The sequence below is a fragment of the Nostoc sp. DedQUE05 genome (assembly GCF_034530955.1).
GTDB lineage: Bacteria > Cyanobacteriota > Cyanobacteriia > Cyanobacteriales > Nostocaceae > Nostoc.
Genome location: NZ_JAVRCB010000067.1, coordinates 23,118 through 35,767, shown reverse-complemented (window position 1 = coordinate 35,767; position 12,650 = coordinate 23,118). Strand labels below are relative to the sequence as shown.

Genomic DNA, 12,650 nt, shown 5'->3' with positions numbered 1-12,650 from the left:
AGCGATTGAGTTCCACCAGCAGTCTTTGGAAATCAAAAGGGAGATAGGCGATCGCTATGGCGAAGCGATCGCATGGTTTAATTTAGGTGAGGCATTAGAAAACCTTAATCGAGAATCAGACGCGCTGGGTGCTTATCGTAATGCCCGTGAACTTTGTCAGGCGATGGGACTCGATGCTAATCTGCAAGATTGCAACAATGCAATTGAGCGTCTTTCTCAACCACAAACGCCTGTAGTCTTCCGTCGTGATTTATGGCGTTGGTTGCGTCGGTTGTGGCGTTGGGTACGCAATTGGTTTCGGCGGTAATATTAATTTACTATCTTATGAAAAGGGAAATAGTGGGCTATTTTTCAACTATATGCTGCAAAAACCACTGGTCAGTCTGTTAACTATGGGATTGTTTGTACAACCTATTGCTACTCACTCCCAGGCTTTAATCTATAATTACAACAATGCAAATTTATCTGAGCAATCCTTACTAATAAGCCAATTTAGGCCAGGGGCTAGTTGTGAAGCCAACGATAACTTAAGTTTGTTTGCTGATACTTTTATTAGTGTGTGCCGAAAAGCATCGATTAGGCGGGAGTTTCCGAGCGAGTTTCTGAACTCTTATTTAGAAGACATCAAGAAAAGCAGATCGGCTAGTGGTAAAAAAGCTTGGAAGTTATTGAATGATAATAGATTCAAAAAATAGCTAGAGATAACATGAAATGGAAACTAAAAGTGCAAATAAAGCAGAATCCTTCTATATTGCTATAATTCTCTACAAATCATCTTCAGATCAACCTGATTATCAACCTTTGTACCAAGAAAGCTTTGTTTTGATTAAAGCCACTTCTTTAGAGGAAGCAAAAGCAAAGGCTTTGAATCATGGTAAAAATGAAAGTGTCAGCTATACAAATGAAAATGAAGAAACTATTACTTGGTCTTTGCAGCAATTAGTAGACGTGAATTCAGTTTTGTATGATGACTTTGATTCATCTGAGGATATTGTTGATTTATATGCTCGACATTTTCGGAACTATGAGGCTTACCAGTCATTTGAGCCATTATTATCTCAAGAGTAACTTGGAGAATAGTTATCAAACCACGCGATCGCACAAGTGTAAAATCACTAAAACAGGATGATTTAAGTGCTGCTTACTTTGGCTCATGTGTAATAAACATCAGGCATTATTATACTTCTATTCATTGTTATATTCATTTAACAAATGATTGTTACACACCTAGCAAACAAAAAAGCCCGCTGATGCGGACTTTCTAAGTTAATTAAGTTATTGCTTGACTTACCGTTTTGCCAATTTCTTCGACATCTTCCGGAGACGAATTGATTGGGGTGTAACTTCCACCAATTCATCGGGGCCGATGTATTCCAAAGCACGCTCTAGGCTCATGTCTATTGGTGCTTGCAGTTGCACTAATTCATCGCCACCAGCAGCGCGGTGGTTGGTCAACTGCTTGGTTTTACAGATATTCAGTTCCAAATCTTGCGGACGATTGTGTTCGCCCACAATCATGCCTCTGTAAACCTTTGTGCCGGGAGTAATAAAGAATGCTCCTCTATCTTCGGCGTTCCTCATGGCGTAGAAGGTAGAAACGCCTTCTTCAAATGAGATTAAAACGCCTTTGTTACGGGCTTCAATGTCGCCACTCAGTTGACGGTAATCTAAGAAGCTGTGGTTCATGATGCCTTCGCCACGCGTCATCCGCATGAATTCACCCCGGAAACCAATCAAACCACGGGCGGGAATGACAAACTCTAGCTGAGTGCGATCGCCACTACCTGGTTGCATATCTTGCATTTCGCCTTTACGTTGTCCCAGGCGTTCGATACAGCTACCCACGGCATCAACAGGAATGTCTAACACTAAGAGTTCGTAAGGTTCGCAAGGTTGTCCGTTGACTTCGCGGTAAATAACCTGTGGCTGAGATACTTGAAACTCGAATCCTTCCCGGCGCATGGTTTCAATTAAGATACCCAGGTGGAGTTCTCCCCGACCGGAAACAAGGAATTTATCGGGAGAATCGGTTTCTTCAACGCGCAAAGCCACGTTGGTTTCAAGTTCGCGGAAAAGGCGATCGCGCACTTGTCTTGATGTCACCAACTTGCCTTCTTGACCCGCAAAGGGCGAATCATTCACCCAGAAGGTCATTTGTAAGGTGGGTTCATCGACTTTAATTAGTGGTAAAGCTTGGGGTTCGTTAGGATCGGTAATCGTTTCTCCAATGTAAGCATCAGCGAAACCAGCCACCGCCACAATATAACCTGCGGTTGCTTCTTCCATTTCCACCCGTTTCAAACCTTCAAAGCCCATCAATTTGGTAATTTTACCTTTGACGATGGTGCCATTTTCTGTGACTAAAGCCGCTTGCTGTCCTGAACGGATAGTACCATTGTGAATTCTGCCAATGATAATCCGTCCCAGATATTCAGAATAATCTAGGGTTGTGACTTGTAATTGCAGAGGTTTATTGCGATCGCCTACTGGTGATGGAACGTGTTTTAGAATCGCGTTAAATAAAGGTTGCATGTCTACCGATTCTGCTTCCAAGGTTTCCTTAGCAAAACCTCCCATCCCGGAAGCGAACAGATAAGGAAAATCACACTGGTCTTCATCTGCCCCTAATTCCAAGAACAGATCCAAGACTTTATCAACTGCAACGTGGGGGTCAGCTTGTCCGCGATCGATTTTGTTGATCACAACGATGGGACGCAGCCCTTTTTCCAAAGCTTTTTTCAGAACGAAGCGTGTTTGGGGCATGGGGCCTTCATTGGCATCGACAATCAGAAGACATCCGTCAACCATGCCGAGTACCCGTTCAACTTCGCCACCAAAGTCAGCGTGTCCAGGAGTGTCAACAATATTAATTAGTGTTTCTTTGTAGCGAACTGCTGTATTTTTGGACAGGATAGTAATACCCCGTTCCCGTTCTAGGGCGTTGGAGTCCATAACGCAATCCGGAACGTCTTCGCCTTCGCGGAAAATGCCGGATTGTTTGAGGAGTGCGTCAACCAGCGTGGTTTTGCCGTGGTCAACGTGGGCGATAATGGCGACGTTGCGAATTGGGAGCGTCATAGAAGCTTTTGGTGAACTCTAGAGGGTGTTTATAAGATTTACATTTGAATGCTAGGCTGTTTTAACAGAATTGAGAAGGATCGGCAAATTCTGTAAAGAACCTTTAATAATTCTAGCGTAATCGTCACAATTGCGGGGAGTTTTGTAAACCCCACAATCGAGATGTGTGGTAATTACGGCGTTGGTGGGATAAAAAAAGCTGTCTGTGACAAACAGGTGTTAACTGAAGGGCTGTATTGCTTTTGAGAATTGCGGTTGATTCGCATAGAGGAATTTAGTCATTGAAATACTTTGGTGAAAAGTGCGATCTTTGTTCCAGAGAGATGAAGTTCCTGGCTGCTAAAAGTCAGGTTATTTCGTGTTTGGGATCGATAGAGAAGCGATCGCCAAGCGTGGTTTTTATTGACTAGAATGGGGTGGGTATATCTACAAAAATATTCAGTGTACGCAAAACAATCGCAATGTAGAGCCAGGTCAATTGTTTACGAGAGTAAGAAGCGATGTCTACGACGGGCTACGCCTACGTCATTATCTATGTAGAGACTTTACAATGTAACGCTTCTAGAGAATTTAAGGTATATCCTAAAAACTAATAAAATGACAGCGATAATTATATGGTCTGCTGCCTAAATCCTAATTGCGAGAATCCCCAAAATCCTGACGGGGCAAATTTCTGCCTCAGTTGTGGCACAGAGTTGGTATCGCTATTGAGAAATCGTTACCGAATCATCACACCATTAGGGAGAGGAGGGTTTGCACGCACATATATCGCCGAAGATATAGACAAACTTAATGAACGATGTGTTGTGAAGCAGCTGGTTCTAAGTCAATTTTATGCCAGTCAGGGTAGTCAGGCACATAAAAAAGCGACTGAGTTGTTTGAACGAGAGGCCAAACGTCTCAAAGAACTAGGAGAACATGTCCAAATTCCCAATTTGTATGCATATTTTAAGGAAGCTGAATATCTGTATTTAGTGCAGCAGTTTATCGAAGGACAAAATCTGTTACAAGAGTTAAAACAACAAGGGGTTTTTGATGAAGCCAAGATTCGAGATGTTTTAAAGAATTTATTATCTGTACTGATATACATACATCAACAACAAGTAATTCACCGAGATATTAAACCAGAAAATATTATTCGCTGTCAAAATGATGGGAAGTTAGTACTAATTGATTTTGGAGTGGCAAAACAAAAAACGGAACCTACAAACACTACGATCGGGACAATTATTGGTTCATTAGGTTATGCACCAGTTGAGCAAATGCAAACGGGTAAAGTTTTTCTGTCTAGTGATATCTACAGTTTAGGAATAACTTGCTTTCAACTGCTGACCAATATCTCTCCTTCGAGTTTGTGGATGAAACAAGGCTATGGTTGGACTTCTAGTTGGCGGCAGCATTTAACGCAACCCATAAGTCAAGAATTAGAGATAATTCTTAATAAGTGTCTAGAAGAAAATCACGAACAGCGTTATCAATCTGCACAGGCTGTCTTACAAGACTTAAAGAAGTTGCCACCGCTAAGGTATACATCACCTCCTACAATTATTCCACCTACTCTACAATCAAGGACGCAACCGCAAAATCAACATCAATCAACTCGATATCTACCACAATTATCTAACAGTAGATTATTATCTGGAGCAATCATAGCTGGATCGGGTAGTTCATTTTTAGCGATCGCACTTATAAGTTTTCTCGGAACGACTTGGATTAGCTCTGGATTGTGGTTGCTCATTTTAGGAGGATTAGTCTTTATTCAATCTCGCCCCCTTCTAGAAAAAGCTTATTTAATTGTTATTGCTATCATCGCCAATTTACTCGTTGTCTTTATTTTCAGAAATCTTTTAACTAATAATCTTTTCAAAGCTGGTTTAAATGGGCTGTTACTTGTAGGATTGCTAGTTATTCTAGCAGGTATATTGACAATTATTATTGTGGGTGTATCTGAAATAATCAACAACCTGATTGCTAAATATCTTTAGTTTTTTGTATTGTTCAATTGTCATAAATCTCTTTATTTAAAATAAATTTTGTAAGTATTGGTAGTTATTCATGACAAATAAAAAAGAAAACTTGAGATTGCTTATTTCTCTTGGTCTGGCTGGGGTAATGGTAGCAGCTATTTTATGGTTAATTAACAAAGTATCTTCTACTATCGTAACAACACCATCAAACCCCACACAAACTTCATCTTCATTTACAAATAAGTCGTCATTAATGAATTTGGGTACAAGGATTTTGGTGAAAGTGCAAACATCCCCTGAAAAAACAGATGGAGTTAAAGCTTTTGCTGAAAAAGATTACATTACTGCTGTTAAAAAGTTTACTGATTCTCTGAAAAATAATCGCAACGATCCAGAAACTTTAATTTATTTAAATAATGCCAAAATAGCGCGAGATAATTCATCAGCTATAAAAGTTGCGATCGTCGCACCAATTAACTTCGACCCTAGTTTAGCAGAAGAGATTTTACGCGGTGTAGCTCAAGCTCAAAATGAAGTTAATACCCAAGGAGGAATTAATGGTAAAAAATTGCAAATTGTAATTGCAAGTGCTGATAATAGAGAAGATTCTGCACGCCTAGATAATGAATTAGTTGAAGATAAAAGCCTTGTAGCTGCTGTGGGTGTTAGACGTAACGCAGAAATATATAAAGAGAAAGGTTTGGTTTTAGTCTTGCCTGTCGAGCTACCAAATCAAGCAGAAAATTCAGGAAAGTTAGATAATAATGCATTAAATAGTCAGCCTAATAGTTCCACAAATAACTACTTATTTCACGTAAATCCGTTATATGATAATTTAGTAGATACTCATTCTCGCTACATTGCTCGACAAGCAAGAAATGTTGCTATTTGTGGCGATGTTCGTAATTCAAGAGATAATCCAACCTCTTCATCAAATCAGATACTTGTAGAAAAGTACACTCAAGCTATCAAAAATTATGGCAGCAACGTTATTAGTACGCCTTGCAATTTAGCAGATAAGAATTTTGACCCTAAAGCTTTTGTAGATAAAGCCATAGAAACAGAAAATGCAAGTGGCTTTTTACTAATGCCTTCAATCAGAAATATCTACTTTGCCACCAAAGTAGCACAAGAAGTTAAAGGTAGAAAGCCCCTGTTTGCTTCTGAAACTATGTACAGTGCTACAACTTTGCAAAATGGCAAGGATCTCGAAGGACTGGTATTACCTGTGTATTGGCATCGTGATGCTAATAAAGATAACCCCTTTGCAAAAAATGCCTTTCAGCTTTGGAATGCTCAAGTAAATCAGAGAACAGCAGGAGCTTATGATGCACTCCAAGCAATTATTGCTGGTTTAAAAAAAGATAGTACCCGCGAAGGATTACAAAGGGTATTGTCTAATCCCAATTTTTCAACATCTGGAGCAACCGGAATGATTCAGTTTTCGGCATCCGGGGAGCGTCAAGGAGAAGCAATGCTTGTCAAAATTGAGCGTTGCGAGTCTTGCTCTAGTGGAACTGGTTACGATTTTGCCCTCTTGAATAAGAAGTAGTTTTTTTGAGCTTAATTGTCATTCTCAAGATAGAAATTGCTTTCAAATAGGTAATTTATTCAATTTGAATGTCATACTAAACTGCTTGATTTGATGGCAATCAAAAATTGAAGCGATCGCTTCGATTTTTCTCTAAGGAAAAGTTTTTTTCTCTACCCAGAGTTGTGAGCGCGATCGCTCAAAAGAAAGATGGAATCTCCCTAACCTCTGTGTCAAAGTTATATCAAGTAAGAATTACGAACGCTTTGCCGAGGAGAACACGGATGGTAACTACTTTAGATGATACGAAACGCAATGCTATTGCTGTAAAACTTGCAAGTCTAAAAGCTCTGCAACAGTTGGTCATCGAAAATGAACAATCGCTTTTGACGCAAGGGCTTGATGCTGAAATTGCCGATCGCATCCGAAATTTTATCAATGATGATGAAAAAAACCTTGGTATTTTAGAAACTGTAATTGGTCAGTATGGGATTCAGGCTGAACCTAAAGAAAATGTTACACAATTCATTGAAAAAGCTCGCGAATTGTTCAAAGGTTCTGAGTTAAGCCTGTATGAGAAAGTTTCTCAGCATGAATTGCTGAAACATCAAGTAGTAATGAGTGGCTTGATAGTTCACAAAGCTGCTCAAAAAGTTGGCGCTGATGTGTTGCTAGCGATCGGCCCATTAAATACCATTAACTTTGAAAACCGCGCTCACCAAGAGCAACTTAAAGGCATTCTGGAAATTCTGGGTGTCCGCGAACTCACTGGACAAGATGCAGATCAAGGAATTTGGGCACGTGTTCAAGATGCTATGGCCGCAGTTAGTGGTGTAGTAGGTAGTGCTGTCACCCAAAACAGCGACAAAAAGGATCTAAATATCCAAGATGTCATCCGCCTCGATCACAACAAGGTAAATACCTTATTCACCGAACTACTGCAAAGCGACGATCCGCAGAAGATCCAAGAGTACTTCGGTCAAATTTATAAGGATTTAAATGCCCACGCTGAAGCTGAAGAGGAAGTAGTCTATACAAGAGTACGTCCTTTCTACGGTCAAGATAACACCCAAGAACTGTTTGATGAACAAGCTGAAATGAAGCAGGTGTTAGACCAAATTAAGGGTATTAGCCCTTCGTCACCTGAATTCAAAGATCGAGTTACACAGCTTATGGAAGCTGTTGGCGACCATATTCGTCAAGAAGAAAGCACAATGTTTGCTGCCATTCGTAACAACTTGAGCAGCGATGAAAGCGAGCAACTGGCTACTGAATTCAAAGCCGCTAAGACCAAAATTCAAGAGAAATTAGGTGTTGTTAGCGAATCCAATGTGTAGAAGGCTTTTGAGCTTTCTATAGCTGCTAAAAAGGTTAGTTAAACAAAAACTCCCAGCATTTATCTGCTGGGAGTTTTTGTTTACAAATTTTGCTGACAATATTTATAAGCTGTGTATGCCATAGTTACAACCCCGGTGATAATAGCAGATTCATCGACTTCAAATTGGGGATGGTGTAAAGGGTGGTTAATGATTCTTTCTTTGTAGCCTACACCCAAGCGAAACATAGAACCAGGGACATGTTCTAAATAAATAGAAAAATCTTCAGAGCCAAGGGAGGGTTCGGGTAGTACTTGAACGCGATCGCTACTCCAAGCTTCTTCTGCGGCTGATTGTAACAATTGCGTCAGGGCGTAATCATTTTGGACGCTGGGTACACCTTGGCGATAATTGACTTGATACTTTGCTCCGTAGGTATGGCAAACATTAGATACAATGTTTTCAATCCAGTTTGGGAGATGGGCACGGGTTTCAGGATGGAGCGATCGCACAGTTCCCAATAACTGCACTTTATCGGCAATTACATTCGGCGCTCTGCCACCATTAAATTTCCCTATACTCAATACTACAGGACGTAAAGGATTTTGTGTCCGGCTGATAGCTTGTTGCAGTGCCGTAATCACTTGGCAACCAATCCAAATCGCATCAATCGCCTCATGAGGACGCGCCCCATGTCCAGATTCTCCCATAATCAGAATCTCTAAATCATCAGCGGCGGCTGTTAATGCCCCGTAACGCACCCCAATAGAACCTGCGGGTATAGAAGGGAAAACATGAACCCCTAATAAAGCCGAGACATTTTCCATCGCCCCATCTTTCACCATCCAGCTTGCACCTTGAGCAATTTCCTCGGCTGGCTGAAATAAAAACCGCACTTTTCCACCTAATTCCTCAGCCATTTGGGACAGCACCATCGCCGTTCCTAACCCTACAGTGGTGTGGACATCGTGACCGCAAGCGTGCATAATCCCATCTGCACGAGAGGCATATTCCAAATTAGTGCCCTCTTGAATTGGCAAGGCATCCATATCAGTGCGAATTGCCAATAAACGGTCATTTTGGCCAGTGCCTTGAAGTTCTCCAATGACACCCGTTTTGCCAACTCCTTCTTGTACGTGCAGTCCACTGGAAGACAAAACACCAGCTACAAAAGCTGCTGTTTGGTACTCGTGACCGCTGAGTTCTGGGTGAGAGTGGATGTGGCGGCGAATTTCAATTAAGCGGGGCGCTAGTTTTGCTGCTAAGTCTTTTATATGGGTAAGCATCGATTTAATTAATTTATAGGCTAGGCTTTTTTCCCATGATAAAGAACTGTTAACAAACAAAATGCTTTTGCTATACAAGGAGTGTTAAGAACAAGCAGGGGAGCAGGGGAGCAGGGGAGCAGGGGAGCAGGGGAGCAGGGGAGACAAGGGGACAAGGGGACAAGGGGGAATTATTAAACAAGTCTTTTCTTTTTTCTTGTCTACCTTGTCTCTTCCCCATGCCCCATGCCCAATGCCCAATGCCCCATGCCCCATGCCCAATGCCCCATTCCCAATGCCCAATGCCCCAGTTTATTTTGAATAGCAAGTTGTGCCTAAAGTATTTTCGGGTTTAAACTCGTTACATTCTCTGGGATTTTGACGCTCTAACGACCAGCCATAGGGTTTGTCAGAGGTGACGACACCATTAGCCAGAGTTGTTAGTCGGTAGTTAGCCCCTCGAAAATTAGTAAACTGCAATATTGCATTTTTTAAGTTTGTTGCTTCCAAATTGGCGCTGATAAAACCGGCATAAGATAAATCAGCATTTTCCAGGGATGCTGATTTCAAATTTGCTCCTGTTAAGGAAGCACCACTCAGATTTACCGAATTCAGAATCGCACCTTCTAAATTTGCACCGGTGAGATCGGCATTCGTGAGATTAGCTTGAGATAATGTAGCGCCGCTCAAGTCAGCCCCTCGCAAATTTGCTCCAGTTAGATTCAGCCTAGTTAGGTCAGCGCCACTCAAATTACACCGAGGACAGGCACTTGTTGCCTTCAACTGATCCAAGTCTAGCTGATTTAATGCAAGAGCCTGCTCTGCAAACCCTAAACAAGCTAACAGGGAGACGGTGGCAATAATCTTAAGTTTCATATTTTTTACTGATATTTACAAAAATGACAAGTTACGAACATCACGTACTGTCATCCTTACATATACTGCTTCTCTAAGGAAGTACAGGGATGAAGCATTGATTAAGAAGCTGTAAAAATACTATAAATTCTAATAGTAAGACTACTCAAACGGAAATATAGGCTATAGAATCAAATCGTAAGGAACTATACCGAACCAATTATAGACTACCAAATATGTGATCCCCCTAGCTCGATAAAAATACGACTAGGGGGATCTTGTTTTTAGGCATTGGGCATTGGGCATTGGGCATTGGTTATTAATTCTTCCCCTGCCCCCTACTCCCCTGCCCCCCTGCCTTTTTCATCGCCATCCTAAAAGGCGCAGTCCAGGGACAATTAGGTAATAACTCACTCCTAACCAGAAGCTGATAAAGAAGCCTATAGAGCCAAAAAAAATTAGAGGTAACTGTAACTCTGACCAGGCTGGTTGACTGCTAAATTGGAAAATTGGAGGTGCACCTAACTTCAAAAGAATCAAAAGTGCATAGCCGATCGCACTGCCAAAGGCCGCGAACACAGCGTACACTACATGATGGCTGCGAAGTCCTAAACTCAACGTGAGTAGGCAAACTGCCACTAAAATCACTGCCATTAAGCCCTCGCCGCTATCTTTTGGGGTGATTAATTGCAAAATTAACCACCCGAAGCCATAGCTAATTATGCCCATCAGAGAAGCCACTAAAAACCGCCGCCGTTGACCAAAACAACCAGATACTGTCAATCCCCATGCGGTTCCCCAGCCTGCGGCGACGAACACCAAAATATCTGCCCCAAAGACGGGCTGAGTATTTGGTACTAATTGATTTAGCTGACTCCCAATAAATTCTACAATCTGAGGCCCTAAGCTGGTGTGATAGGCCAAAATAAAACCAGCGATCGCACCAAAACAAGCGCCTATACTACTGAGGAGCATCGCCCAAATCGTCGCCAAACAAGCTCGGAAAATTTTGATGATTGTCTGAGCGATAAAAATAACGGTTTTGGTGAGAGCTAGGCTAAAGTTAGCTAAAACTTGTTCGATAGCTTGTGTTATCAGGGTAAATCTCTGGGAAACTTGCGTTGAGGCTTGCTTAATGTTGTCTTGCAGTTGGGCAAATAACCCTGGTGGCGGTAATGGTTGAGAAATCTTCGCCAAACGTTTTTGAATTATAGCTGCATTCGCTGGACGCGATCGCACATCCTCCTGCACCATCTCATCCAGCAAATCTGCTAGTTGCGGGTTGACATTCACCGCAGTTCGCCATTGCAATTTACCCGTTTGCCGATCTTCCAACTCTAGTGGGTACTTACCTGTTAGTAGTTCAATCATCGTTCGACCAAGAGCATAAAAATCGGCACTTGGCCCAACAATACCTCCAGTAACTTGTTCTGGTGGACTGTAGCCAGAAGAAAATAATCGCGTGGAACTAGACACAGAACGCAGCTTAGAGGCACTAAATTGTTTCGCTCCGCCAAAATCAATTAACACCAGGCGATCGCCCTCTGCTTGCCCTGGAGACGGGGTTAAAGATGACGAAGATGTACCCAGCATTAAATTAGAAGGTTTGATATCTCGGTGAAGAATCTGACGTTTGTGTAATTCTTGTAAAATCTGCACTGCTTGGGCAAACCAGTTTAAAACCAAACTCTCTGGACACCCTTGGGGAAACTTTTTTAATATTTCCTCTAAAGTTTGCCCATTGATTTTTTCCATTACCAGGCAAGGCAGTTGGTGCGGTTTGGGGTTAAACAGTTGTATCTGAAAATACCCTTCGGCATCAACTCTGGGGACACCTGGATGGTGCAAACCGGATAAAACTGCCGCCTCTTGGGTAAATAACTCCAGTGCCTTGGGCGAATCTTCTACCAATACTTTCAACACTTTCTCTGTTTGAGTTTTTTCATCCCAAACTGTGTAGATTTGAGCAAATCCTCCCGATCCCAAGGGCTGAAGTGGAACATAGCGGTTTAACAACTCTAGCGGTGCGCCACAGCTGTTGCAAAATTTGTTTCCCCAAGGCTGAGGATAAGGACGTTGACAATCAGGATTTATGCAGTGAACCGCACTCTGAGTGATGTGGGACACAACCGCTACAATACAAAGGCTGACTTGATTTTAGCGTTTCTTTAGGTTTCGTGATTTTAAAATAGACAAAAGGAAAACCCTCATAGAATCTATGAGGGAATTCATTCATATTTACAGCGAATTTCAAGGAAGGTGAAGTACACAAGCTCGCGTCTCAAAGCAAGGTATAAAGCCTGTTTGACTTCAGAATTCAGAATTCTGAATTCTGAATTCTGCTGTATCTCAGCCCTTAATTACGAAAACTTCTCTTACTTTGTCTGTGCTTGGCAACTTCTTTGCGCTTGCGTTTTTCTAAGGGTGTTTCAAAATGACGATGCTTTCTCATGTCTGGAAAAATTCCCGCCTTGGAAACTTCTCGTTTAAATCGTCGTAAGGCTGACTCAATGTGTTCATTGTCACCTACAATTACTTGGGTCATTATTTCTCCTACTAAGTTGACTTCATCAATGGCTATGCAGGCGGTAACATTACAAAAAAAAGACAGACTCTTGTTTGTCTGACCTTAAGACTC

Annotated in this window: 10 protein-coding genes; 5 read left to right on the top strand and 5 right to left on the bottom strand. The window is 41.7% G+C overall.

Features of this window, described 5'->3' with window-relative positions:
• Both RMZ42_RS32235 and RMZ42_RS32230 read left to right on the top strand, forming a co-directional pair.
• Positions 1-307: tetratricopeptide repeat protein (locus tag RMZ42_RS32235; protein ID WP_322675247.1), on the top strand; the 307-nt coding region annotated here is incomplete at its 5' end.
• 404 nt (positions 308-711) lie between these two features.
• A complete protein-coding gene (locus tag RMZ42_RS32230) occupies positions 712-1,068 on the top strand; it encodes a DUF4288 domain-containing protein (RefSeq protein WP_322675246.1) in 357 nt (118 codons plus the stop codon).
• Between the two features lie 219 nt (positions 1,069-1,287).
• Here the strand turns inward: RMZ42_RS32230 and typA are convergent, their stop codons facing one another.
• Positions 1,288-3,078 carry a translational GTPase TypA gene (gene typA / locus RMZ42_RS32225; RefSeq protein ID WP_322675245.1) on the bottom strand — a complete coding sequence of 597 codons (1,791 nt, stop codon included), beginning with the start codon at positions 3,076-3,078 and terminating at the stop codon, positions 1,288-1,290.
• A gap of 614 nt (positions 3,079-3,692) precedes the next feature.
• Between typA and RMZ42_RS32220 the strand changes: the two genes are divergently transcribed.
• From RMZ42_RS32220 to RMZ42_RS32210, 3 genes are all read left to right on the top strand, one after another.
• The gene (locus RMZ42_RS32220; protein ID WP_322675244.1) at positions 3,693-5,063 is read left to right on the top strand and encodes a serine/threonine-protein kinase; all 1,371 of its coding nucleotides are present in this window, start codon (positions 3,693-3,695) and stop codon (positions 5,061-5,063) included.
• Positions 5,064-5,133: 70 nt separating this feature from the next.
• Positions 5,134-6,597, top strand: coding sequence for an ABC transporter substrate-binding protein (locus RMZ42_RS32215; protein WP_322675243.1), 1,464 nt, complete (start codon positions 5,134-5,136; stop codon positions 6,595-6,597).
• A 263-nt stretch (positions 6,598-6,860) separates the two neighbouring features.
• Positions 6,861-7,913, top strand: coding sequence for a hemerythrin domain-containing protein (locus RMZ42_RS32210; RefSeq protein WP_322675242.1), 1,053 nt, complete (start codon positions 6,861-6,863; stop codon positions 7,911-7,913).
• 80 nt (positions 7,914-7,993) lie between these two features.
• On the opposite strand, the gene RMZ42_RS32205 is transcribed toward RMZ42_RS32210, so the two are convergent.
• The 4 genes from RMZ42_RS32205 to rpsU form a co-directional block, all read right to left on the bottom strand.
• On the bottom strand, positions 7,994-9,178 hold the full coding sequence (locus RMZ42_RS32205) for a M20 family metallopeptidase (RefSeq protein WP_322675241.1): 1,185 nt from the start codon (positions 9,176-9,178) through the stop codon (positions 7,994-7,996).
• A 291-nt stretch (positions 9,179-9,469) separates the two neighbouring features.
• Entirely contained in the window at positions 9,470-10,033 is a 564-nt protein-coding gene (locus RMZ42_RS32200; protein ID WP_322675240.1) for a pentapeptide repeat-containing protein, read from the bottom strand.
• Positions 10,034-10,375: 342 nt separating this feature from the next.
• Positions 10,376-12,139: a serine/threonine-protein kinase gene (locus RMZ42_RS32195; RefSeq protein ID WP_322675239.1), complete on the bottom strand. Its 1,764-nt coding sequence runs from the start codon at positions 12,137-12,139 to the stop codon at positions 10,376-10,378.
• A 229-nt stretch (positions 12,140-12,368) separates the two neighbouring features.
• On the bottom strand, positions 12,369-12,557 hold the full coding sequence (rpsU, locus tag RMZ42_RS32190) for a 30S ribosomal protein S21 (protein WP_012407716.1): 189 nt from the start codon (positions 12,555-12,557) through the stop codon (positions 12,369-12,371).
• Positions 12,558-12,650: the final 93 nt, after the last annotated feature.